The sequence below is a fragment of the Nocardia gipuzkoensis genome (genome assembly GCF_021183645.1).
Lineage (GTDB): Bacteria > Actinomycetota > Actinomycetes > Mycobacteriales > Mycobacteriaceae > Nocardia > Nocardia abscessus.
Genome location: NZ_CP089225.1, coordinates 6561536 through 6585944, shown reverse-complemented (window position 1 = coordinate 6585944; position 24409 = coordinate 6561536). Strand labels below are relative to the sequence as shown.

Annotated in this window: 23 protein-coding genes; 12 read left to right on the top strand and 11 right to left on the bottom strand. The window is 68.6% G+C overall.

From position 1 onward, the window contains the following. Nucleotides 1–87: 87 nt before the first annotated feature. The 6 genes from thrS (at nt 88) to LTT66_RS30045 (ending at nt 6698) form a co-directional block, all read left to right on the top strand. Nucleotides 88–1326: a threonine--tRNA ligase gene (gene thrS / locus LTT66_RS30070; RefSeq protein WP_233061933.1), complete on the top strand. Its 1239-nt coding sequence runs from the start codon at nt 88–90 to the stop codon at nt 1324–1326. Nucleotides 1327–1399: 73 nt separating this feature from the next. Next, nucleotides 1400–2743, top strand: a complete 1344-nt coding sequence (locus LTT66_RS30065) for a cytochrome P450 (protein WP_233061932.1) — start codon at nt 1400–1402, stop codon at nt 2741–2743. Then, on the top strand, nt 2740–3642 hold the full coding sequence (locus tag LTT66_RS30060) for an alpha/beta fold hydrolase (RefSeq protein WP_233061931.1): 903 nt from the start codon (nt 2740–2742) through the stop codon (nt 3640–3642). Before LTT66_RS30065 ends, LTT66_RS30060 begins: the two co-directional genes overlap by 4 nt. Further along, complete coding sequence (locus LTT66_RS30055; RefSeq protein WP_233061930.1) at nt 3626–4483, top strand: SDR family NAD(P)-dependent oxidoreductase; 858 nt, start codon at nt 3626–3628, stop codon at nt 4481–4483. Before LTT66_RS30060 ends, LTT66_RS30055 begins: the two co-directional genes overlap by 17 nt. Beyond that, nucleotides 4480–5997 carry a flavin-containing monooxygenase gene (locus tag LTT66_RS30050; protein ID WP_233061929.1) on the top strand — a complete coding sequence of 506 codons (1518 nt, stop codon included), beginning with the start codon at nt 4480–4482 and terminating at the stop codon, nt 5995–5997. The genes LTT66_RS30055 and LTT66_RS30050 overlap by 4 nt, the downstream gene beginning before the upstream one ends. Nucleotides 5998–6080: 83 nt before the next feature. Next, nucleotides 6081–6698 carry a TetR/AcrR family transcriptional regulator gene (locus tag LTT66_RS30045; protein WP_233061928.1) on the top strand — a complete coding sequence of 206 codons (618 nt, stop codon included), beginning with the start codon at nt 6081–6083 and terminating at the stop codon, nt 6696–6698. 18 nt (nt 6699–6716) lie between these two features. On the opposite strand, the gene LTT66_RS30040 is transcribed toward LTT66_RS30045, so the two are convergent. Then, nucleotides 6717–7487 (bottom strand): 2-phosphosulfolactate phosphatase, encoded by a 771-nt coding sequence (locus tag LTT66_RS30040; protein ID WP_233061927.1) that lies wholly within the window; start codon nt 7485–7487, stop codon nt 6717–6719. 117 nt (nt 7488–7604) lie between these two features. Between LTT66_RS30040 and LTT66_RS30035 the strand changes: the two genes are divergently transcribed. After that, a complete protein-coding gene (locus LTT66_RS30035; RefSeq protein ID WP_233061926.1) occupies nt 7605–8462 on the top strand; it encodes an aminoglycoside 6-adenylyltransferase in 858 nt (285 codons plus the stop codon). Nucleotides 8463–8471: 9 nt separating this feature from the next. Here the strand turns inward: LTT66_RS30035 and LTT66_RS30030 are convergent, their stop codons facing one another. From LTT66_RS30030 to LTT66_RS30000, 7 genes are all read right to left on the bottom strand, one after another. Next, nucleotides 8472–8990 (bottom strand): substrate-binding domain-containing protein, encoded by a 519-nt coding sequence (locus LTT66_RS30030; RefSeq protein WP_233061925.1) that lies wholly within the window; start codon nt 8988–8990, stop codon nt 8472–8474. Nucleotides 8991–9061: 71 nt separating this feature from the next. Continuing rightward, nucleotides 9062–9904 (bottom strand): ABC transporter permease, encoded by an 843-nt coding sequence (locus LTT66_RS30025; protein WP_233061924.1) that lies wholly within the window; start codon nt 9902–9904, stop codon nt 9062–9064. Between the two features lie 129 nt (nt 9905–10033). Next, the gene (locus tag LTT66_RS30020; RefSeq protein WP_233061923.1) at nt 10034–11017 is read right to left on the bottom strand and encodes an NAD-dependent protein deacetylase; all 984 of its coding nucleotides are present in this window, start codon (nt 11015–11017) and stop codon (nt 10034–10036) included. A gap of 71 nt (nt 11018–11088) precedes the next feature. Continuing rightward, on the bottom strand, nt 11089–11751 hold the full coding sequence (gene lexA / locus LTT66_RS30015; protein ID WP_181723106.1) for a transcriptional repressor LexA: 663 nt from the start codon (nt 11749–11751) through the stop codon (nt 11089–11091). Beyond that, on the bottom strand, nt 11748–12743 hold the full coding sequence (locus tag LTT66_RS30010; RefSeq protein WP_233061922.1) for a LysR family transcriptional regulator: 996 nt from the start codon (nt 12741–12743) through the stop codon (nt 11748–11750). The genes lexA and LTT66_RS30010 overlap by 4 nt, the downstream gene beginning before the upstream one ends. Before the next feature lie 185 nt (nt 12744–12928). Continuing rightward, entirely contained in the window at nt 12929–15223 is a 2295-nt protein-coding gene (locus LTT66_RS30005) for a molybdopterin-dependent oxidoreductase (protein ID WP_233061921.1), read from the bottom strand. 63 nt (nt 15224–15286) lie between these two features. Further along, nucleotides 15287–15769 carry a nitroreductase family deazaflavin-dependent oxidoreductase gene (locus LTT66_RS30000; RefSeq protein ID WP_233061920.1) on the bottom strand — a complete coding sequence of 161 codons (483 nt, stop codon included), beginning with the start codon at nt 15767–15769 and terminating at the stop codon, nt 15287–15289. A 390-nt stretch (nt 15770–16159) separates the two neighbouring features. Between LTT66_RS30000 and LTT66_RS29995 the strand changes: the two genes are divergently transcribed. Beyond that, nucleotides 16160–17479 carry a family 1 glycosylhydrolase gene (locus tag LTT66_RS29995; protein WP_233061919.1) on the top strand — a complete coding sequence of 440 codons (1320 nt, stop codon included), beginning with the start codon at nt 16160–16162 and terminating at the stop codon, nt 17477–17479. A gap of 43 nt (nt 17480–17522) precedes the next feature. After that, entirely contained in the window at nt 17523–17717 is a 195-nt protein-coding gene (locus LTT66_RS29990) for a hypothetical protein (RefSeq protein ID WP_233061918.1), read from the top strand. A 3-nt stretch (nt 17718–17720) separates the two neighbouring features. Here the strand turns inward: LTT66_RS29990 and LTT66_RS29985 are convergent, their stop codons facing one another. Further along, nucleotides 17721–18641: an NAD(P)H-dependent flavin oxidoreductase gene (locus LTT66_RS29985; RefSeq protein WP_233069446.1), complete on the bottom strand. Its 921-nt coding sequence runs from the start codon at nt 18639–18641 to the stop codon at nt 17721–17723. A gap of 127 nt (nt 18642–18768) precedes the next feature. Continuing rightward, nucleotides 18769–19467 (bottom strand): TetR/AcrR family transcriptional regulator, encoded by a 699-nt coding sequence (locus tag LTT66_RS29980; RefSeq protein ID WP_233061917.1) that lies wholly within the window; start codon nt 19465–19467, stop codon nt 18769–18771. A 183-nt stretch (nt 19468–19650) separates the two neighbouring features. Between LTT66_RS29980 and LTT66_RS29975 the strand changes: the two genes are divergently transcribed. From LTT66_RS29975 to LTT66_RS29965, 3 genes are all read left to right on the top strand, one after another. Then, nucleotides 19651–21372, top strand: coding sequence for a GMC oxidoreductase (locus tag LTT66_RS29975; protein WP_181723099.1), 1722 nt, complete (start codon nt 19651–19653; stop codon nt 21370–21372). Between the two features lie 184 nt (nt 21373–21556). Continuing rightward, a complete protein-coding gene (locus LTT66_RS29970; RefSeq protein ID WP_233069445.1) occupies nt 21557–23122 on the top strand; it encodes a serine hydrolase in 1566 nt (521 codons plus the stop codon). A 115-nt stretch (nt 23123–23237) separates the two neighbouring features. Continuing rightward, nucleotides 23238–23672, top strand: coding sequence for a hypothetical protein (locus LTT66_RS29965; protein ID WP_233061916.1), 435 nt, complete (start codon nt 23238–23240; stop codon nt 23670–23672). A gap of 95 nt (nt 23673–23767) precedes the next feature. On the opposite strand, the gene LTT66_RS29960 is transcribed toward LTT66_RS29965, so the two are convergent. Next, on the bottom strand, nt 23768–24148 hold the full coding sequence (locus LTT66_RS29960; protein WP_181723097.1) for a VOC family protein: 381 nt from the start codon (nt 24146–24148) through the stop codon (nt 23768–23770). Between the last annotated feature and the right edge of the window lie 261 nt (nt 24149–24409).

Sequence of the window (24409 nt, the reverse complement as noted above, 5' to 3'; positions counted from 1 at the left end):
CTGATCGACGCTTTCATCGAAGCCCGGGGCGAGTGCCCCGGGGCTTCGTCTTGTGGTCACTCGCCCGCTGTTCACGAGGAGACCACCATGCCCGACCATCACGCACTCGGCCGCGCGCTGAATCTGTTCGACACCGACCCGCTGATCGGCGCGGGACTACCGTTCTGGCTGCCCGACGGCGCGGCCGTGCGCCAAGCGCTGGAGGACTACATCAGCGCCGCCGAACGCCGCGCGGGCTACCGCCATGTGTATTCGCCGGTGCTCGGCAAGCGCGAGCTCTACGAAACCTCCGGACACTGGCAGCATTACCGCGACGACATGTTCCCGCCGATGGACCTCGGCGGCGAGCAGATGGTGTTGCGCCCCAGTCTGTGCCCGCACCACGCGCTGCTGTTCCGCTCCCGCCCGCACAGTTATCGCGAGCTGCCGCTGCGGATCGCCGAGCTGGGCGGCATGTACCGCTGCGAACTCTCGGGCGTGCTGGGCGGGTTGACCCGGGTGCGCGCGATCCAGCTCAACGACGCGCACATCTTCTGCACCCTCGATCAGGTCACCGCCGAGGTCGCCGCGGCGCTGGCCATGATCGGTGACGCCTACGCCGCGCTGGGTATCCGCGCGGCCCGCTACCGGTTGTCCCTGCCCGGACCGGGTGGGAAATACGTTGCCGCACCGGACTTGTGGGAGCGCTCGATCGCGGTGCTCACCGAGGTCCTGGACGCCTCGGGCCTGGCCTACGAGGCAGTGGAAGGCGAAGCGGCGTTCTACGGCCCGAAGATCGACGTGCAGGTCCGCGACAGCGCGGGACGGGAGTCCACCCTGTCCACCGTGCAGGTCGATTTCCATCAGCCCGAGCAGTTCGACCTGCACTACACCGGCGCCGACGGCGCGGCGCACCGGCCGGTCATGGTGCACCGCAGCATCATCGGCAGCGTCGAGCGAGCCGTGGCCCATCTGATCGAATGTCACGGCGGCCGGTTCCCGGCATGGCTGGCGCCGATCCAGCTGGCCGTGCTGCCGGTGACCGATGTCCAGGAGGCGGCGGGCGCGGAGTTCGAGCGGCGCTGCCGCGATCTCGGGCTGCGCGTGGTGGTCTCGCCACCGGATCGCGGCAGCCTCGGGGCACGCATCCGCGACCATCGCCTCGTGCCGTATCAGGCGGTCATCGGCGCCGAGGAGGCCGCTGCCGACGGTGTGGCGCTGCGGCTGCGCGACGGCCGCCGGCTCGGCCCGCTGCCCGTCGCCGAGGCGCTGGCCCGCATCGGGAACCTTCTCGCCGCGCACAGCGGCGAACTGTGGGATACCGCGGGCGAAGAAGTGTCGGTGTAACCCTTGTCACACCGCGGTACGTGAGCGTACCGTACCAGTGGTACATCGAAGTACCACGCGAGGAGGTGGGCTTATGCCCGCTGTGCGACTGCCCGACGGTCCATCCACCCCGCCGATCGTGCAGAACCTGCAGATCTTGACCGGCCGCACCCGCACGTGGCGGCGCATGCACGACCGCTACGGCTCGGCCTTCACCATCCAGATGCCCAGATTCGGACGGTCGGTCGTGCTCGCCGACCCCGCCGAGATCAAAGCGCTGTTCACCGCGGGAACCGACGTCGTCGACAACATCGACGTCAACCTCGGCGAATTCCTCGGGCCGGGGTCGCTGTTCGCGCTGACCGGCGCCGAACACCGCAAGCAGCGCAAACTGCTGACCCCACCGTTCCACGGCCGCCGATTGACCGTGTACGAATCGCTGATCGAGGAGGAAACGGTCCGCGAGATGGCGACGTGGCCCACGGGGCAGGAGTTCGCCACGATGGACTCGATGATGCGGATCACGCTGAACGTGATCCTGCGCGCGGTGTTCGGCGCCGAGGGCGCCGAGTTCGAGCAACTGCGCGAGCTGCTGCCCAAACTGGTCCTGATCGGATCGGCCCTCGCCGCGATTCCGGTGCCCAAACGGACACTCGGCCGATTCGGCCCCTGGGCCCGGTTCGCGGCCTACCGCCGCAGCTACGACGCCATCGTCGGCCGGCTCATCGACCGCGCGGCCGACGACCGCATCGACGAGCGCGACGACGTGCTGGCCATGCTGCTGCAAGCCCGCTACGACGACGGCTCGGCCATGTCGCGCGGTGAGATCGCCGACGAACTGCTGACCCTGCTCACCGCCGGGCACGAGACGACGGCGACGACCCTGTCATGGACGATCGAGCGACTACGCAGGCACCCGGATGTGCTGCGCCGCTTGGTCGCCGAAGCCGACGCCGGTGGATCGCAGCTGCGCGAGGCGACGCTGCTGGAGGTGCAGCGGGTACGGCCGGTCATCGACGCGACGGCCCGTCAGGTGCGGGCGGAGTCGCTGCGGCTGGGCCGGTGGACGCTGCCGAAGGGGCAGAAGATCGTCGTCAGCATCCGGCTCATGCACGACAACGAGGACCTGTTCCCGAACGCCCGCGATTTCGACCCCGATCGATTCGTCGGTGTCCGGCCCGGCACGTTCACCTGGATCCCCTTCGGCGGCGGCAGCCGCCGCTGCATCGGCGCCGCGTTCGCCACGATGGAGATGAACGTCGTGCTGCGCACGCTGCTGCGTGACTTCACCCTCGAACCGACCGACGCCCGCGACGAACGCGCACACTTCCGCGGCGTCGCCCTCGTCCCAGCGAAGAAAGGCCGCGCCGTGGTGCGTCGTCGCGCACCACGCAACACCGCGTCTACCCTGGAGCGCGCCGCCGAGGTGACGGCATGACCGAGCAGTTCGCCGAAGTCGGCCGCGGCATCACCCTCGCCTACACCCAGCACGGCGACGGCGTCCCGCTGCTGCTGATCTCCGGGCTGGGGCAGCAATTCCACGACTGGCCGCAGGGGTTGTGCGAGCTGCTGGCGGCACGCGGCTACCACGTCATCCGTTTCGACAATCGCGACGTCGGCCGCTCGACGCACGGCCGCTTCCCGCCACCGGGACCGCTGGGCATGCTGGGCGGGCGCTGGCATCCCGACCAGTACACGCTGGCCGATCTGGCCGCCGACACCGTCGGCCTGCTCGACGCGCTCGACCTGCCTTCGGCGCATCTGGCCGGCATGTCGATGGGCGGAATGATCGCCCAGACCGTCGCCGCCCGGCACCCCGACCGGGTCGCGTCCCTGACCTCGCTCATGTCCACCACCGGCGCCGCCGGGGTCGGCCGCCCCGCCTGGTCCACCTGGCGGTTGATGTTCAGCCGCCCGGCCCGCACCCGCGACGAGCACATCGATCGGACCGTGCGCATATACCGGCACATCCGCTCGGCCGGATACCCGTTCGACGAGCCCGCGGTGCGCGCGACCGCGGCCATGACCTGGGACCGTGACCCCGCCCCCGCCGCGGGCGTCGCCCGGCAGCTCGCGGGCATCCTCAAATCCGGCGACCGGACCGGCGAACTGCGCGCGGTCACCGCGCCGACACTGGTCCTGCACGGCGACCGGGACCTGATGGTCGCCCCGACCGGCGCGGCCGCGACCGCTCGCGCCATCGCGGGCGCTCGCCTGCGCACTCTGGCGGGCATGGGCCACGACCTGCCCGCCGCGGTGTGGCCCATGCTCGTCGACCTCATCCACGAACACATCCGCACGTCCGAAAGCAGGAGCACCGATGCCCCGCACCCGTAGACCGCTGTCCGGCCGCCCGGTCATGATCACCGGCGCGGCCTCCGGAATCGGCCGCAGCCTCGCCCACTTGTTGTCCCGCCGCGGCTCGCCCGTCGCGATCGCCGATATCGACGGGGTCGGGTTGAAGGAGACGGCGGCCGCGCTGACCGGCCCGGTGCTCACCCGCGTCCTGGACGTGCGCGACGCCGCCGACCAGCTCGCCTTCGCCGACGAAGTCCGCGACTGGCTGACCGCGCCGCTGGCCGCGGTGTTCAACAACGCCGGCGTCGCGACGTCTTCCTCGGTGCTCGACGCGGTCCCCGAAGACGACGAATGGCTGCGGCGGATCAATTTCGACGGCGTCGTCAACGGCACCCGCGCGTTCCTGCCCCTCCTGGTCGAGCAGGATCACGGCGTCGTGGTCAACACCTCGAGTGTGTTCGGGCTGCTCGGCATGCCCAACCAGAGCGCCTACTGCGCGGCAAAATTCGCCGTGCGCGGGTTCACCGACGCCCTGCGGCAGGAACTGCGCGGCACCGGGGTGTCCGCGGTCAACGTCCACCCCGGCGGCATCAGGACCAACATCGCCCGCAACGCCCGCGTCCGCAAGGACCCCGAAGGCCGGGGGCGCACGCACGAGCAGATGGCGGCGGAATTCGAGGCGGTCACCCTGACCACGCCGCAGAAAGCGGCCGAAATCATCTGCCGCGGCGTCGAACACGGCAAGTCCCGCATCCTGGTCGGACCCGACGCCTACCTGTTCGACCTCTTGGCCCGGGTGACCCCCACCCACTACTACGGCGTGGTCGCGCTGCTGGAACGCAGCCTGCGCACCCGCGACACGACGGGAGCGCGAGCATGAGCGAACACCTCGACGTCCTGATCGTCGGCGCCGGGCTGTCCGGCATCGGCGCGGCCCACCACCTGCAGGCGGCATTCCCCCACCGCACCTACGCGATCCTCGAGGCACGTGACACTCTCGGCGGCACCTGGGATCTGTTCCGCTACCCCGGCGTCCGCTCCGACTCCGACATGCACACCCTCGGTTACCGATTCCGCCCGTGGACCCAGGCCCGAGCCATCGCCGACGGTCCCGCGATCCTGCGCTACATCCGCGACACCGCCGCCGACGCCGGAATCGACCGATTCATCCGGTACGGGCATCGGGTGACGGCGGCGTCGTGGTCCAGCAGCGAATCACGCTGGACCGTGCTCGTCGAACACGACGGCGCCACCCGCGAGATCACCTGCGATTTCCTGCTCGTGTGCAGCGGTTACTACCGCTACGACGAGGGGTACACGCCGGAATTCGCCGGACTCGGCGAATACGGCGGCCAACTGGTGCATCCGCAGCACTGGCCCGAACAGCTGGACTACGCGGGCAAACGGGTGGTCGTCATCGGCAGCGGCGCCACCGCGGTGACCCTGGTCCCGGCCATGGCCGAGACCGCCGCACAAGTGACCATGCTGCAGCGATCACCGACCTACATCTTCCCCGTCCCCGCCGAGGACACGGTCGCGAACCGGCTGCGGCGACTACTGGGACCACGGCGGGCATACACCATCGTCCGCTGGAAGAACGTGCTGATCAGCACCCTCATCTACCAATTCAGCAGACGACGGCCCCAGCGCATGCGGAAATTCATCCGCGACCTGACCGTCAGGCAACTGCCCGACGGCTATGACGTCGACACCCATTTCAAACCGGTCTACCAGCCGTGGGATCAACGACTGTGCCTGGTGCCGGACGGCGACCTGTTCCGCGCGATCCGCGAGGGCCGCGCCACCGTGGTCACCGACCACATCGACAGATTCACCGCGACCGGAATGCGCCTGAGGTCCGGACGCGAACTCGAGGCCGACGTGGTCGTCACCGCGACCGGTCTGCGTCTGCTCGCACTCGGCGGTATCCAGCTCACCGTCGACGGACGGGAAGTCGAGCTGCCGGACACCATGGCCTACAAGGGAATGATGCTGAGCGGCGTGCCGAACTTCGCTTTCACCATCGGCTACACCAACGCGTCCTGGACGCTGAAAGCCGACCTGGTCAGCGAATTCGTCTGCCGCCTGCTGCGGCACATGGACGCAGGCGGCTACCAGCAAACCACCCCGTGGCCCGACCCCGCCGTGTCACCCACGCCGCTGCTGGACTTCCAGGCCGGTTACGTGCTGCGCGCCATCGACCGATTCCCCAAGGCAGGCTCCCGGGCCCCGTGGCGGCTGGGGATGAGCTACGGCCACGACGTGATCGCGCTGCGCTACGGCCGCATCGATGACGGCACCATCCGCTTCACCCGCCGAGGCGCCCCGGCCGCCGACGCCACCGGCAGCGGGCACGCGCAACCGGGACACAATTCCGAGCAGGTCACGGCTTGACAGCGCTGCGACGCGGGGCCGCGGCCCGGTGCGGGATTCGGGCGGGAGGCGAGGAGCCGACCGGAGTAACTAACCTGATTCTCGTGACACGCGCCGAGCCCGTACCCCGCAGCTCCGCCGACGACGGCCCGGATTCAGGGTTTCGCCGTCGCCTCCTCGACGGCATGGCCGTCGCGGTGCGCGAACGCGGTTACCAGGACTCGACCGTCGCCGACGTGGTCCGCCACGCCCGCACCTCCCGACGCACCTTCTACGAGCACTTCACCAGCAAACAAGACTGCTTCATCGCGCTGCTGACCGAGCGGAACAAGGAGACGATCCAGCAGATCGATGCCGCGGTCGACCCGCACATGCCGTGGCGCACCCAGGTGCGCCAAGCCATCGAGGCCTGGATCCGCACGTCACAGGACGATCTGTCCATCACCCTCAGCTGGATCCGCGTCGTACCCGCCCTCGGTGACGACGCCCGCCAGTTGCAGCGCGAGGTCGGCGAGACGTTCGTCGCGCTGATCCAGAAGCTCGCCGACACCACGGAATTCGCCGCCGCCGGACTGCGCCCGCCGTCGCGCCAGGTGGCGACGATCCTGTTCGGCGGCTTCCGGGAACTCATCGCCACCACCGTGGAAGACGGCGAGGACATCGCCGGCATCGTCGACGTCGCGGTCGAATCCGCGATCGCGCTGGTCGGCCCGCACATCTAGGTGCCGCGGCGCGCAAGGTCATCCGGCGGCGTCGGCGAACGCTCCCTCGGCCAACACCGGCACCACCGAACTCACGTCCAGTTCGGTGGCCACCGCGACATCCTGCGCGAACCCGCCGTCGGCCAGTTCCCGGCCGGAAGCGCAATCGCGGATCAGCGCCGCGACGTCGGTGATCCCCTGCTGGGTCGCCGCGGCGGCGCCGGCCTCCGGCGACAGCGGTCCGGCTCCCTCGCGCGCCAGCGCCGCCGCGACCGCGCCTGCTCCGAGCCAGTCCTCGACCGCGGGCCGCAGTACGTCGCGACCGGGCCAATGCTCGCCCGCGGCGATCACCGCGACCGGCCGCTGCGCGGTGCCCCATCCCCGCGCCACGATCCAGCGGGCGACGGCGCTCGCGTTGCGCAGGCACGCCGCGACCACGGGCACCCCGCTGACGGCCGCGGCGATGGCCGAACCATTGGGTGAGGGCAGCACCAGCCGCGCCGCGACCGGCGCGGCCCGCAACGCCGCCGGAGACAGCGACCACGGCTGCCGCTCGGAGACAGCGCGCCGCCCCACCGCCAGCGCCGCACCACGGCGGGCCGCGAACTCCGCGGCCCCACCGTCGCGCCACGGATAGGGCAGCACGCGTGTCCCAGCTTCCACCGCCACCGACACCGACGTCGTGAACGACAGGACGTCGACCACGACCACGCACGCGCTGCCCGGCCCGAGCGCCATCGCCCCCGCCGAGCCCCACTCCAGCCCCACACCCCAAGGCCGCTGCCGCGCCCACTCGGCGATCTCCTGCACGCACATCCCTCCCACAACCGGCCGTTCCGATCATCTGGAAAATCTATGGCGTCCCCGCTACCCGATGGGAAGGATGACGGTCACACCGGACACCCTCCTTCGAAGGGAAAGGAACGCATGGAGGACGCCGACCTCGTCGTCGACCGGATCATCGAGTTCGCCGCCGCGCACCCCGGCATCTCGGCGGTGATCCAGACCGGATCGCGGGCGCGAGGAACCCGCGTCGACGAGTTCTCCGATCTCGACATCGAACTCATCGGCCCCGGCACCGGCGAGCTCGTCGGCGCCGACGACTGGTTGCGCGCGATCGGCCCGGTCCTGGTGAACATCCACCTGGACAACGACGAGCCGCACTGGCCGACCTGCCTGGTGGTCCTGGCCGAGGGCCGCAAAGTCGACTTCACCCTGGCCGGTCCCGGCCGACTCGACGACCTGATCGCCGAGGGTCTGGACGAGCTGTATCAGCGCGGCTACCGCGTGCTGCTGGACAAGGACGGCAGTACCACCGCCCTTCCGCCCGCCACCGGCAGCCACACCCCCGCCCGGCCCACCGCCGCCGAAATCGAGTCCACCCAGCGCGAATTCTGGTTCGAGGCCACGCAGATCCCCGTCTACGTCGCGCGCGGCGATCTGTGGCCCGCGATGCTGCGCCTCGCCGAGCTGCGCGAATCGCTGCTGACGATGGCCGAATGGCACACCACCGCCCGCTCCGGCGGCCGCATCGACCACTGGCACAACGGCCATCACCTGCACGAGTGGCTCGACCCCCGATTCCGCGACGCCCCATCGGACTTCTTCCCCCGCTACACCGGCCGCGAGATCCTCACCGCAGTCCACGCCCTCGCCCACACGTTCAGCGCACTCGCCGCCGATGTCTGCCGCGAAAACAACTGTCCGGCATTGGATCTGCGCGATAGGGTGCTCGCCAACACCGAGCGGATCAGCACCGCCCGGCCCGACGCATCCATCGACTGACCCGCGCCCTCAGCTCTGCTCGGGCCGATCCGGCCGGTAGAACCACTCCTCCAGGCTGAAGTCCTCCCGGATTTTCTTCTGATCCACCAGGAACTGCTTGGTGCCCGTCAGCAACTGGATGCCGATCGGCGCGAAGATCTCATCGGGAATGTACCCCGGACGCGCTGTGGCACGCACCGCCGCTTCCGGCGACTTCGACTGGGAAACTTCGTAATTCACGTAGTCGTCCCAATGCTCTTTCGCATACCGGTTGGCCTCCACCAGCACCGACTGCCAAGCGCGGCCGAAATCGGGATGGCTGTCGAGGAACTCCTGGCTGCTCACCGACGAGCTGGTCCCCGCGAGATCGGGATGGTTGTCGTGAATCGAGTCGACCTGGTGGAAGCCCTTGGCCAGGAACGACTGGAAGAACGACGACGGGTTCACATCCGGCAGCGCGACCGCCGCGATATCACCACCGTTGAGCGGAGCTTCGGCGTCGGTGGCGAGCAGATGAACCAGCTGCGCCTGAATTCCCTCCGCCTTCAACGCACCTTGCGGCCGCCGAAGGCGCGCGCCGCCCCGCGAATACGGACACCGGTCCCGACGGTGGCGGTCATCTACTTCCCCTCGTATCCGGTGCGCCAGGACAGGAACCGGTGTTCCAGCATGCGCACGAACAGATCGGTGAGCAAACCCAGAACCGCGTAGATCACCAGAACCAGGAAGATCTGGTCGGTCCGCAGGAACTCCTTCGCATCGTTCATCAAGAAGCCCAGACCCACCGGCGTCGTCTGCATCTCCGCGACGACCAAGGTGAGCCAGCCGATGCCCAGCGCCTGCCGCAGTCCGACCAAGATCTGCGGCAGCGCGCCAGGCAGGATGATCGTCGTGGTCAGCTCGAACCGATTGAGTCCCAATGATTCCGCCGCCTCCACCAGACGCCGGTCCACGCCACGGATACCGGCCAGCACGTTCAGGTAGATCGGGAAGATGGGCGCCACGATGATCAGCGCGATCTTGAACGAATCACCGATGCCGAACCAGATGATGAACACCGGCACCAGCGCCAGCGTCGGCAGCATCCGCAACGCCTGCAGCGGGCCGTTCACCAGATCCTCGGCGATCCGGAACAAACCGGCCGCCACGCCACACACCAGGCCGATGCCGATACCGATCGCCAGCCCGACCGCCACCCGCCGCCCGGAGGCGGCCAGATGCTGCCACAGCTCACCCGAGCGGATCAGCTCCCACCCGGCCTCGAGCACCTCCGTCGGCGCGGGCGTGGTCGTGCCGAGCCAGGACCTGGCGCCCAGCTGCCAGATGATCACCGCCAGAATCAGTCCAGAGGAGGCCCTGGCCAGGCCGAACAACCTGCGGGTGAACGGAGCCGAGCTTTCGGCGGTCGCCCCGGCCGGAGGGGAAGGGGGCGCAGATGTGGTCGGATCCAACTGCAACGTCATCGGACACGGTCCTCACACGAGAAGTACTGTCCGGAACAGTAAGGCGCGCGACCGGTTCACAGAATGATTGCGATCAGCACGATCCTGAACTCGTGCGCGGCACCGCCTCTGTGCTCATCACCGCCCCCATCAGCAACGATGCGGGCTACGCGCAGTCGCTGCCTGGGCTCGGATTTTGCCCGGCCGGTCGTCCCGGTCGAGTGCATCGCACCGAGCGGATTCGGCCATCCCGGCTTCGCGGCCCGGAGCCGTTGCGTTGATGCCAGTTTCGTCCAGCCGCTCGGCGAGGGCGGGCAGCACGGTCGAGCACCCCGCGTCCAGCGTGAGCGCCGCCAGCTCGTCGCCGCGCGTGCGACCGCGATTGACGATGACCACGGGACGGCCGCGTTGCGCGGCGCGCCGCACGAATCGCAGCCCGGACATCACGGTCAGCGACGACCCCGCGACCAACAGCGCGTCCGCGGCGTCGACGAGCTCGTACGCCGCAGCGACGCGCTCCTTGGGCACGTTCTCCCCGAAATAGACGATGTCCGGTTTCAGCATCCCACCGCAGTGCACGCAGTCGACCATCCGGAAACCGCCGGTGTCGGTGACCACCGCGTCGGCGTCGGGCGCCACCTCCAGCCCGTCGGTCATCGCGGCCGCCGCGAAGCCCGGATTGACCGCCTCCAGCCGATCGGCCAGCGACATCCGCGAGACCAGGGCCGCGCAGCCCAGGCAACGCACCCGCGCGTAGGTACCGTGCAGGTCGATTACCCGCCGATGCCCCGCCTTGGTGTGCAGCAAGTCCACGTTCTGGGTGATCAGCCCGGTGACCACGCCCATGCGTTCCAGCCGCGCCAGAGCGAAATGCCCGGGATTGGGGCGCGACCCGTCCATGCGCCGCCAGCCGACGTGATTACGCGCCCAGTACCGCTGCCGGAACACCGGATCGCCGACGAACTGCTGATAGGTCATCGGGTTGCGCGGCGGCGAGGACGGACCGCGATAGTCCGGGATCCCGCTGTCGGTCGAAATCCCCGCGCCGGTCAGCGCGACGACCCGGCGCCCGCTGAGCAAGCGCACCAGCTGCTCGAACCCGGCCCCGGGAGGCGTCCGCGCGACGTCCGACATGGTGTTCAGGGTACGGCGCTCGCCGCGGGAAGGCCGCGCCGGGCACTCCGCGCCGCGCGGGTCCACCCAGGTCAGACCCGCCGCATCACCGACACGACCTTGCCGAGCACGATCGCTTCGTCGCCGTCGAGCACCTCATAGGCCGGGTTGCGCGGCTCCAGAAACACATGACCGTTGCGCCGCCGATACACCTTCACGGTCGCCTCCCCGTCGATCATCGCCGCCACGATCTCGCCCGAATGCGCCTCGTGCTGCTTGCGCACCACCACGATGTCGCCGTCGCAGATAGCCGCCTCGATCATCGAATCACCGCGCACCCGCAGCCCGAACACCGTGCCCCGCCCGACCAGCTCACGCGGCAACGTCATCGTGTCCTCGGCATGCTCCTCGGCCAGGATCGGAGCGCCCGCCGCGATATCGCCGACCACCGGCACCGCCACCGCGTCGTCCGCGGTCTCCCGCCGCGCGGGCGGCTGCAGGAACATCCGCACGTCGATCGGACGCGACACCGTCCGGCTGCGCCGCAGAAAACCGCGCTCCTCCAGGCTCTTCAGATGCTTGGACACCGACGACGCCGACCGCAGACCCACCGCGTCACCGATCTCGCGCGTATTCGGCGGATACCCGTGCCGGAGAACCCAGTCCCGAATCGTAGCGAGAATCCGCTGCTGTCGCGGCGGCAACGTCGAGGTGTCGAGGTGCTCGAACGCGTCGAGCTGGTCGTATCCGGTCACCTGGGGAATGGTAGAGGCACCGGCCGACGATCCATGCCCGGCGCGACAGGCACCGCGAACAGTTCCCGATCACATTCGGGAACCCAGCAGGCGGCGGCGGTGTCCCGGTTGTAGTTGTCGGCGACGTGCGTGATCAGATGCCGCAGCCCCGGATGCCGATTGCCCGCCGACCACAGCAGCGCCAGCGGATAAGCCGGTGTCGGATCGACGATCATCAAGCGGCGCACGTTCGGATGCCACGGCGTCTGGCCCCCGTCTCCGGTGAAGGTCGTCAGCGACGACGAATGCGCGATGCGTTCGACGATCTCCGCCATATTCACCAACGGGCCGGTGGTGTCGACGGGAATCCCGCTGAACGCGCTGAGATCTCGATAGAAGTCCGCCCACTCCGACGGCACCGCCGCCCCCGGCACCCACACCGGCTGCCCGGCGATCTCCCGCAACGCGATAGTCGACCGTCCCGCGAACGGATGATCCTTGCCCACCAGCAGATACAACGGTTCCAGATACGCCGGAGCGGCGACAATGTCATCGGGCAACGTCACCGGGCCGCCGTACGCGCGAGCGAGGGCCGCGTCGACGATGCCGCTGCGCAACGCCTCCCGCGAGGTCGTGATCATGTTCGAGATCACCACCTCGGTGTCGGAATGCGGATGACGCGCGAGATAGAACTCCATCAATTCGGTCGCGGCCATACGTTTGCCCAGCACCGCTACCCGCAACGGCCGCACCTCCGCGCGCACCGCCCGCACCGCGGCCTCCGCGCCCGCGAGCAGCGACCGCGCATGCGGCAACAACCGACGACCGGCGCCGGTCGGCACACTGCTACCGGGCCCGCGGTCGAGAAGTTCCGCCCCCAACTGCGATTCGAGCTTCGCGATGCGCTTGGACACCGCCTGCTGACTGATTCCCAGCACAGCCGCGGCGTGACCGAACTGCTCCTCCTCCACCACCACGACGAACGCGCGCAACGCCGCGAGATCCAGCTCCACAGGAGACCTCCATCGACAACCAACCGTTGTCCATATTGCCGTGCCCTTATGCGACCTCCGCGAACTTCCCTGCTCATATGAACCAGAAATCGCGATCAGGCGAGGATCAACCTACAACCGTTCGATGTTCATCCGATCGGTAGGTACCGAGCTGGCCGACCAACGGCGACCGCGGTGAACGGCGCCTACAGTTCGGGCACATCCGCTGTCCGTGGCGGGCGGATCACGTCCACCTCGGTGATCGGACCCGCATAGCGCTCGACCTCCACCAGCGTGAGTTGCCCTGCGCAGCCTTGACTGAGCGTGGAGGAGGGACGGTCGGCGATGAGCACATTCGGATTGCCGTGACGGCAGAACGTCGGGTCGGCCGGGTCGGGGTCGTACCACGCCCCGGTGGACAGCTGCGCGACACCCGCCCGCACACCGTCGTCCACCACCAGTCCGGCCAGACAACTACCCCGCTCGTTGAACACCCGCACGACCGCACCGGCACGCAGACCACGGGCCGCGGCGTCCGAAGGATGCATCCGAATCGGCTCCCGTCCCTGGATTTTGACCGACCGGCTGTAGGCCCCCACATCGAGCTGGCTGTGCAGCTTGGTCCGCGGCTGATTCGCCACCAACTGCAACGGGTACCGCTCTGCCGCCGGACCACCGAGCCACTCCTCCGGCTCCGACCACACCGGATGCCCCGGGCAATCGGCGTATCCGAAACCGGCGATGGTCTCGGAGAATATCTCGATCTTCCCGCTGGGCGTGGTGAGCGGGTACCGGTCCGGGGCGGCCCGGAAATCCGCGGCGAGCACCTGCCGCGGGTCCGGCACCGGGAGCTCGAGACTCTCGCCCGCCCAGAACGTGTCGAAATCCGGCAGCTCGTGGCCCGCACGTGATTGCGTGACGCGCCACTGCTCGTACAGCTGCCGCAACCACTCACCGGCGGAGCGTCCCTCGGTGAACTCCTTACCGACACCGAGCCGATCGGCCGCCGCGGCGAAAATCGAATAGTCGTCGCGCGCCTGCGCACGCGGGCTGGTCAGCGCCTTCATGGGAAAGAACACACTGTCGCCCTCGCCCACGCCGTAGTCGTCACGCTCGATGGACATCGTCGACGGCAGCACGATATCGGCGTGCCGCGCGGTAGCCGTCCAGAACGCATCGTGCACCACGACCGTGTCCGGACGCGCGAACGCGGCACGCAAACGGGCCAGATCCTGGTGGTGATGGAACGGATTTCCACCGCACCAATACACCAACCGCACATCCGGATACACCAATTCACGGCCGTTGTACCGGTAGGCCATACCGGGATTCAGCAGCATATCTGCGATCCGCGCGACCGGTATGAAGACGTCGATGCCGTTGCGCCCCTGCGGAAGCCGCGGCACCGGCACACGCGCCGGTTCCCCCACGCTCGCCGCCGAGCCGTAGCCGTGCCCGAACCCGCCGCCGGGGAGCCCGATCTGCCCCAGCATCGCCGCGAGCGCCACACCCGCCCACAACGGCTGCTCACCATGCCGCGCACGCTGTAGCGACCAGCTCACCGTCACCAGCGTCCGCGCGGCAGCCATCTCACGCGCCAACGCCCGGATACGGCCCGCGGGCACACCGGTGATCGCCGCGGCCCACTCCGGATCCTTCGCGACGCCGTCCACCGCGCCACGCAGGTACGCCACGAAGCGGTCGTAGCCGACCGTGCACTCGCGCAGGAACTCCTGGTTCGTCCACCCTTCCGCGTCCAGCACCTGCGCCAGCGCCAGCATCATCGCGACGTCGGTTCCCGGCAACGGGGCGATCCATTCGGCGTCACCCTCGGGCGGGGTGTCGTCGCGCAGCGGGCTGATCGACACGAACCGGCAGCCCCGCGCCCGCGCCGCCGCGATCCAGCCGCGCGTGTTGTGCCGCGAGACGCCGCCCGGCGACACGGCCGCGTTCTTCGGCGACAGACCGCCGAAGGCCACCACCAGCTCGGAATGTTCGGCCAGCACGGCCTTCGCTGTCGCCTGTTGCGTCACCCAGCCGATATCGCCGATGACATAGGGCAGGAACACCGTCGACGTGCCCAGACTGTAGCTGTTCACGTGGCGCACATAGCCGCCCAAACAGTTGAGGAACCGGTGCAGCTGACTCTGGGCATGATGAAAACGCCCCGCGCTGGCCCAGCCGTACGAGCCGCCGTAAACCGCCTCCGCGCCATATTGCTGATACACCCGACCGAGTTCGCCGGCCAGCAGGTCCAACGCCCGCTCCCACGACACCGGGACAAAGGCTTCCGACCCGCGCGGACCGGGACCCGGCCCGTTCTCCAGCCAACCACGGCGAACGTACGGCTGGTCGATCCGAGTCGGATGATGCTGCGCCGAAGCCACGTTGTCGATCAATGGCGTCGGTTCCGGATCACCACGCCACGGCCGTACCTCTGTGAGCCGCTCGCCGTCGCTGTCCGCCTCGAAGGCACCCCAGTGAGTCAGATGCGTGGTCACCTGCCCACCGTAACCGCCCCCACCGACACCGGGCCGCCGCTCGATTCCCGATCCCACACCGGCTCAGAGAGATTGCCGACGCAGCTCGAAGATTCGGAACACCCGGCCGCCGGACAGTTCGTACTCCATCGCGTAGCCCGGCCAGAACGCGACCGCTAGATCCCAGAACGGCTTTCGCTCCACACCGGTGATCTCCCGTACCGTGACCGGGAACTGCTCCCCCTTGTGCCGGACCGAAGCGGTCCGCGCGGCACGCAGATTCGCCGACCACACCGGATGCGCGGGACTTCCCCAATTCGACCCCAGAACGATGAAGTCCGCACCGCGCGGGACGTAGAGCAGTGACGTGGTGCGCGGGAGCCCGGTCCTGCGCCCCGCCACGGTGACTTCGATCGACGGCAACCCGGCCAAGTCCAGGACGCCCATCCGCCCACCGCTCACCCGCCGCAGCAACCGCTCCACCCGGAGCACGAGCGGCGCCGACCGCATCACCCAGCGCCGCTGGGCGAGCCGCCGCGCCACTCGCGGCAACGGATTCGCGACCATGCACGAATCCTGACACGGCCCTCGTGCCGAGATGAATCAGCGCGCCGTACAGAGGGTCATGTCACACCGAGCATTCGTCCTGCCCCTCTCCTTCCTTGCTGGTTTTGTTTTTGTGCGGTTACAAGGAAGTGAGGTGGGATAAATTGTTAGATGCGCATATCTATGTATCCACATGCTTAAAGTAGGTTGACCGGCCCTCATTCCCCCATCGGGCCACAGCTTCCGACCATCACCGGGCACGTCGACAACCCGTCCGACCCACACTTCCCTCCCCCGACACCGAGAAAACGGACAAGTGACCAATTACCCTCTCCCCCGTGGACTCCACCCCCACCCGATCGCGTGCCGGAGGTCCACGAGCGCCGTCATCCATCTCGGAACAGGAGTTCGATGCGTTTCCACCACCGCCGCGTCTCGGCCGCTCTCGCGGCCGTCACCGCGGTCCTGCTCGGAGCCGCCGCCCCGGCAGCTGCCCGGCCTGCGCCGCCCGCTGTCGTCACGCCGATGGGCCCGGACTTTCTCTGGGGCGTCGCCGCGTCGGGGTACCAATCGGAGGGTCATGCCCCGGACAGCAACTGGTCCCGCTACGTCGCGTCCGGGAAAACGACGGACCCCTATAGGGATTCGATCGACTTCTACACGCGCTACCGCTCGGACATCGCCTTGGCCGCCGACCTGGGCGTCAAGGTCTATCGGGTCGGCATCGAGTGGGCTCGACTGCAGCCCGAGCCGGGTAAGTGGGACCCGGACGGGCTGAAGTTCTACGACGGCGTCGTCGCCGCGATCACGGCCGCCGGGATGCGCCCCATGCTCACCATCGACCACTGGGTCTACCCAGGCTGGGCGGTGGACCGCGGCGGCTGGAACAACCCGGGCATCGTCGCGGACTGGCTGGCCAACGCACGCGCCGTCGTGGATCGGTACGCCCAGTACAAACCGTTGTGGGTCACGTTCAACGAGCCGACCTTCTACCTGGTGAACGAATTGCGGCACGGCGGCCTGGCACCGACGGCCGCGCCGGCGATGCAGGAACGGATCGCCGAGGCGCACAACAGCATCTACGACCACATTCACCGCGTGCAGCCGGATGCGATGGTGACCAGCAATGTCGCCTACATTCCCGGTGGCGAGGACGTGGTGAACAAGCCGTTGGTGGACAAGATCGGCGCCAAGCTCGACTACATCGGCATCGACTACTACTACGGCCTCTCCCCCGACACCCTCTCCAGCTCGGCGAGTTTCACCGAACTGTGGAAGAACCCGCTGCAGCCGGAAGGTATCTATTATGCGCTGCAACACTATTCGCGCCAGTTCCCCGGCAAGCCGCTCTACATCGTCGAGAACGGAATGCCCACCGAGAACGGTATGCCGCGCGCGGACGGATATGCGCGAGCCGACTCCCTGCGGGACACCGTCTACTGGCTCCAGCGCGCCAAGGCCGACGGCATCAACCTGATCGGCTACAACTACTGGAGTCTCACCGACAATTACGAGTGGGGTTCCTACACTCCCCGTTTCGGCCTGTACACCGTCGACGTCCTGACCGATCCGGCACTGACGCGCAAGCCGACGGACGCGGTGGCCGCATACACGGCTATCACCCGATCGGGTGGCGTGGCGCCCGATTATCGGCCGACCCGTGCGCCGCAGGATTGCTCGTTCGTCGACGTGCCCGCCAGCTGCGCCGACCCGGTCACCGTGCCCCGGTGACATCGAGGCCGCTTGCGGGTACGCCACCGAATGGAGGTACACGATGACCGACGATCCCGTCGCGGTCCTCCGGCGCTGGGCCGATTCGGGCGGGATCTGGCGGGTGGCCGCACGCAGATCCGATTCGGTGACCGTCGCGCTCTACCAGTGCACCGGTGGTGAGGAAGTGGATCGGCTGGTCTCCACCGATCCGGAGCTGCTGCGCTACCTCGGCGATCGCACCAGCAGCGAGGACTGAAGTTCAGCCCGCGACCGGCCCCGTCACGCCTCGCCAGAGCCGTTCGAGTACCCGCGCGGCCGGCTCGACCGCGGTGACCAGACCGACGCCCTGTCCCGCGTCGATCGGCGCGACCGCCGGATCGTCCGCCTCGATCGCGCCGGCGAGTGCGTGCTTGGCGGACGGATCCGCAGCGAGTTCGTCTTCCCGTCCGGTCCACCGGTCGGTGAACTCGGTGCGCAGCACCCGCGCGGGAAACCGGGACGGCCAAGGCAATCCCATTCCCACGTCGTAGGCGCGGGTGAGCACGGCATCCGCACCGCGTGCGTCGAGCAGGGCTCGTCGGCCCGCCTCCGACAGCAGCGATTCCGAACAGGCGGCCAGGCAGGTGCCCAGCCACGCGCCACTCGCGCCTGCCCGGAGTACGGCGGCCAGGTCCTCCGGTGCGCCGATGCCGCCTGCCGCGAGCACCGGGACCGACGCCACGTCCAGCACCTCGTCCAGCAGGGGCAGCAGCGCCGCGTTCTCCGCGCCGTGTCCGCCGCCCTCCACGCCACGCGCCACGAGGACGCCTATCCCGGCGTCTTGTGCACGCCGCGCGTCCTGCGCGCTGTACACCTGGGTGGCCGGGACGATCCCGGCGTCCGCGACGCGGGCCGCCCAGTCCAGATCCTCGCCGAAGCTCACCGAGATCAATGCGGGACGGGCCTCGACCGCGGCGTCCAGCAGTCGCGGCTCTCCGGCGACGACCCAGTCGACGAGGCCGATGCCGAACGGGCCGTCGATACCGCGAACATGCGGCAACTCCCGTTCCAGCGCCAGGACCGACCCGGCGCTGCCCATCCCGATCATGCCGAGTCCACCGGCTGCGGTGACCGCTGCGGCGAGCCGTCCGCCTGCTACGCCGCCCATCGGCGCGTTGACCAGTGGGATTCGCGCCCCCATCCGGTGCGCCCATGCTGTCGCGGCAGTCAGGTCGGGTGCGGAAGAGTGTTCGCCGGGCGTCGTCACGCTCTTCATCGCAGCACACGCCATGCCGATCGGGCGCGGGCTCCCCCATTCCGGCGGATGATCACCCGCGGTGCCCCAGCATGTCCAGCAAAGTGTCGAGCTGGAGTTCGAACAATTCGTCACGGTCGGCGAAGGTGTCGGCGCCGTACATATCGAAGACGTCCGCGCTCACCGCGCCGAACAGGCCGACCCAGAATGTCACGCCGCGCACGACCAGCCAGTCGGGCAGCTCGAGCTGGAACTGCTCCCGGATCGACGCGAAACTGCCCGCCAGCGGTGCGGATATCCGCGGCTCCCGGGCAGGCGCGGCGAGCAGGCCGGCGTGGTGAGCGCGCGCGAACAGCGTCAGCATCGTCGCGATCACGCGCGTGCCCGGTGCGACGGTCTCGGCCGCCGGCGCGTCGTAGCCGGGGACCGGAGTGCCGAACAGCAACCCGTAGCGGGCGGGCTCGGCCAGCGCCCAGCGCCGCACCGTGCGCCCCAGGCAACGCAGCTGATCGATCGGGTCGTCCGGGGCGTCGGACAGTGTGTCGTCGACCGCGTCGCCGAGGGCGTTGTAACCGTCCACCACGAGCAGCGTGAGCAGTTCCTCACGACTGCGGACATACCGATAGACGGCCGAGGACACCACGCCGAGGTCTCGCGCCACCGCGCGCAGCGACAGCGCCGCGGCGCCGTCGGTCGCCAGGTGTTCCCGCCCGATCCGGACGATGTCGTTCATGGTCTGGGCCCGGGCTCGGGCGCGAGGTGTCGTCGGCATACCAAAACATTGCGCGGTTCAGAGAGCGATGTCAACTATTGAGAGCATCGCTCTCGTCTAGTCGAGATCTGCCGCTCGCCGTGGGCTCCGAGGGCGATCGGCCGGTTCCGGGCGAGTTGCGAACCGTTACTTACCCGGGAGTAGTGTTAGCCGAGTCACTGGCGACAGATCGAGGAGTTCCACATGGACCAGCGGACGACGGATTTCGACGTGCTGATCGTCGGGTCGGGGTTCGGCGGCAGCGTCACCGCGCTTCGGCTGGTGGAGAAAGGGTACAAAGTCGGCGTAGTGGAGGCGGGACGGCGCTTCGCCGACGACGAGCTGCCCAAGACCAGCTGGGAGCTGAAGAAGTTCCTCTGGGCGCCCGCCCTCGGTTGCTACGGCATTCAGCGCATCCACCCGTTGCGCAACGTCCTCATCCTCGGCGGCGCCGGGGTCGGCGGCGGGTCGCTGAACTACGCGAACACCCTGTACGTGCCGCCGGAGCCGTTCTTCCGCGACGCGCAGTGGCGTGACATCACCGACTGGCGTGACGAGCTGACCCCGTACTACGAGCGAGCGCAGCAAATGCTCGGCGTGGTGCGCAACCCGCACATGACGCCCGCGGACGAGGTCTTCAAGGCCGTCGCCGACGACATGGGTGTGGGCGACACCTTCGTGCAGACTCCGGTCGGCGTGTTCTTCGGCGAGCCGGGAAAGACCGTGCCGGACCCGTACTTCGGCGGTGTGGGGCCTGAGCGGACCGGTTGCGTCGAGTGCGGCGACTGCATGGTCGGCTGCAAGTACGGCGCGAAGAACACCCTCGTGAAGAACTACCTTTACCTGGCCGAGCAGGCAGGCGTCGAGGTCATTCCGATGACGACCGTCACTGAACTGCGCCCGCATCCCGACGGCACCTGGGACGTGTCCACCGCCCGTACCGGCGCTTGGATACGCAAGCAACCGCGGACGCTCACCGCCGCACACGTCGTGCTCGCCGCGGGCACCCGCGGAACCCAGAAGCTGCTGTTCGCCATGCGAGACAAGGGCGTGCTGCCCGATCTGTCCGACCGGCTCGGCGTGCTGACGCGCACCAACTCCGAATCGATCGTCGGCGCGGCCACCAAGAAGCTGGGCCCGGGCGTCGACTTCACCAAGGGTGTCGCGATCACCTCGTCCATCCATCCCACTCCGGATACGCACATCGAGCCGGTCCGCTACGGCAAGGGCTCCAATGCCATGGGCCTGCTCCAGACGCTGATGGTCGACGGCGGTGGCCGGATACCGCGCTGGCTGCGCTTCCTCGGCATGGTGCTGCGGCATCCGATGGATCTGCTCAGCTTCCTGAGCACCAAGAATTGGAGCGAACGGACCATCATCTCGTTGGTCATGCAGCACTTGGACAACTCGATCACCACGTACACCAAGCGGGGCCTGTTCGGCCGCAAACTCACCAGCAAACAAGGCCACGGCGAGCCCAATCCGACCTGGATCCCGGTGGGCAACGACGTGACCAGGCGGGTCGCGCAGCGGATCGGCGGTATCGCGGGCGGCAGCTGGGGCGAGATCTTCAACATCCCGCTCACTGCCCACTTCCTGGGCGGGGCGGCGATCGGAGCCGACGCCGAGCACGGCGTGATCGACGCCTACCACCGGGTGTACGGCTATCCCACACTCAGCGTCGTCGACGGTGCGGCGGTCTCGGCCAACCTCGGCGTCAACCCCTCGCTGACGATCACCGCGCAGGCCGAGCGCGCGGCGGCGTACTGGCCGAACAAAGGCGAAGTGGACAGCCGGCCGCCGGTGGGTACGGGATACCGGCGTATCGCACCGGTCGCGCCCGTGCATCCGGTCGTTCCGGCAGGCTCGCCTGCCGCGCTCGTGCTTCCGATCGTGGAGATCCGTAAGACTTCCGCCGCCGGGTAGCTCCCGCCCGAACGTCGCCCGGTTTCGACGGTGGGCGAGCGCGTCCACGCCTCGCCTACCACCCCGGAGACCGCTGAACACACCCCTAGCAATCTCATTTGAACTAGCCTTTATCTGGTCTTTTGTCGCTACGACAGCCAGGAGGCGACCCGTGAGCACACTGCGGCGCGCACTGCTCGGTCCCATGGCCATGGCGACGGCCACCCTTCTCGCCGTGACGGGATGCGGCGGCGACGAATCGGAGCCCACCGGGGCCGGGTCGCCCTCCAGTTCCGCGGCGATGCCCAACCAGGTCGCGGGCGTGCCGATCCCGGACGGACGGATCGATGACGCCGTGGGCGAACTGGACCAGCTCGCCGAAGATCTGCTCGCCTCCTCCGGCATCCCCGGCATGGCGGTCGCCGTCGTTCACGGCGGAAAGGTCGTGTACAGCAAGGGCTTCGGCGTCCGTAGCGTCGTCACCAAGGAGAAGGTCGACGCGGATACGGTCTTCCAGCTGGCGTCGGTCTCCAAGCCCATCGGAGCGACCGTCGTCGCTCGCCGGATCGCCGCCGGAGGCGTCGAATGGGACACTCCGGTGCGTCGGCTGCTGCCGTCTTTCGCGCTCGCCGATCCCTACGTCACCGAACACGTCACGGTCGGCGACCTGTACGCGCACCGCTCCGGGCTGCCCGAGCACGCGGGCGACCTACTGGAGGACCTCGGTTACGACCGTCAGCAGGTACTCGACCGGCTTCGGCAGTTGCCGCTGAGCGCCTTCCGGGATTCTTACGAATACACCAATTTCGGACTGACCGCGGCCGCCGTCGCCGTGGCCGCCGCGGCCGGGACCGACTGGGAGACGTTGTCCGAGCGAACGATCTATGGCCCGCTCGGCATGAAATCGACCAGTTCGCGCTACGCCGACTTCGCGTCCCGCCCTGACCGGGCCGACGGGCACGTCCTCATCGACGGGAAGTACGAGGTCGCGAACCCGCAGCGGCAACCGGACGCGCAGTCCCCGGCGGGAGGGGTCAGTTCCTCGGTGGCGGACATGACCAAATGGATGATGATGGTGCTCGCGAACGGCTCCGCGGGTGGCTCCGTCCTGGTGCCACCGGAGGATCTGCTGCCCGCCGTCTCCCCGCAAGCCATGTCGTCGCCGCCGAGAACGCCCGACGCGCGAGCCGGGTTCTACGGATTCGGCTTCAACGTGAGCGATTCCGCGTCGGGCCGCGTCGTCCTCGGTCACTCGGGCGCGTTCGGCCTCGGTGCGGGTACCGCGTTCACCCTGATCCCCTCGGCGGACGTCGGCATCGTGACACTGACCAACGCCGCGCCGATCGGGGTGCCCGAAACGCTCAACGCGGAGTTCGCCGACTTGGTCCAGTTCGGAAAGATCCAGCAGGACTGGCGCTCGCTGTATCGCACGGCGTTCGAGCCGCTCGGCGCCCCGGCGGGCGCACTGGCAGGCAAACAGCCACCCGCCGACCCGGCTCCCGCGCGAGCTTCCGCGTCGTACACGGGCACCTACGACAACGCCTACTACGGACCGGCGACAGTCAGCGCCACCGGTGGTTCCCTGACACTCAGCCTGGGCCCGCACAATATGACCTTCCCTCTGGAACATTGGAGCGGCGATACTTTCGTCTTCACTCCCCCAGGCGAGAACGCCAACCATGGTTCGGTCTCACAAGCGACCTTCGAGGGCGAGAAGCTCATCCTCGAGTACTACGACACCGAGCATCTGGGCGTATTCACCCGGAAGTGACCATCTCCGCCGTACCGGACACGCGGCCCACTTCCAGTAGGTGATCGCACCCATTGCCCGAGGGTTTGCCGAGGAGAGTTGCGGGAAGTCGCTGAGTGCAGGAAAGGAGGCAGCGATGACCGAACCGAACGAGACCTACGACCCGCCCCAGGACACGGGCGCACCGGACGCGGTCGAAACCGATCCGGCGGCCCTGAGCAGCGCCGAGGACCTCGATGAGGACCGGCTGCGTTCCGACCCGCTCGAGGCAGGCATGGACCCGCCGGAACACTGGACCGGGGCTACGAAGTACGGCGTGACGGCGTGGGAGCAAGCTCATCCTCGGCCGATCGGAGAGCGGCTCGCCGAAGAGGAGCCCGACGTCGATCCGAACCGAGCGCCGGAGGCCGAGGAGACCCGGCCCGGTAGGACCGAGAGGCTCGAGGACATCACCTCCGACAGCGACGGGATCCAGGTCGACCACCGCTACGAGGAGGAGACCGGCGTCGCGGCCGACATCGCGGGTGGTTCGGTGGCCGACGAGATCCGGCGACCGGCCCCGCCCGAATGAGCTGAGCGGCCGTTACCCGCCATAACCCGGCCCGTCATCCCTGCACGGCAATCGCGCGAATCCGGCGCGATCGCCGTGCGGGCGACGGGCTGAACTCACTCCGGGAGCCACACCAAACAGAAAGTGTGTCCTACCGGATCGGCGTAAACGCGGAACGCGCCGTCGGTTTCGGCTTGCACGAGCGTCGCACCCAGGGCGAGCGCCACGGGCTCGGCTTCCGCGATGTCGTCCACCAGCACGTCGAAATGGATCTGCTGGGATGCCTCCGGATCGGGGAATCGCGGCGGTTTGTATTGCGGCGCTGTTTGAAACGCGATGCGTCTACCGGAGGTCTCGACCAGCACCACCCAGTCGTCGTCATCGTCTTCGAGTAGTTCTCCGCCGAGCAGCTCGCGATAGAACCTGGCGAGTTTGCGCGGTTCGGGGCAGTCCAGCACAACGCTGCGCAACTGCCCGACCCTGTTGTTCGCTGCCATACTCCGACCTCCTGACATACGCCACTCGTCGTTGCCTACCCGCGCCGGTCGGCGACAAACACTTCAGCACACGTGTTGCGCGACAAGGATTCCTGGTGCGGCGACGATCCCCCGCTGTGACTCGCGGGGCAGACCCGTCGGGCGGCTCGAATGCAACGGCCCGCCCGGCGTTGGATTACGCCGGGCGGGCCGCTTCCCCGTTCGCCGTGCAGCGCCGCCACGTCGCACAGCGTGATCATGGTAGGCGCTCGCGCGGGCAGT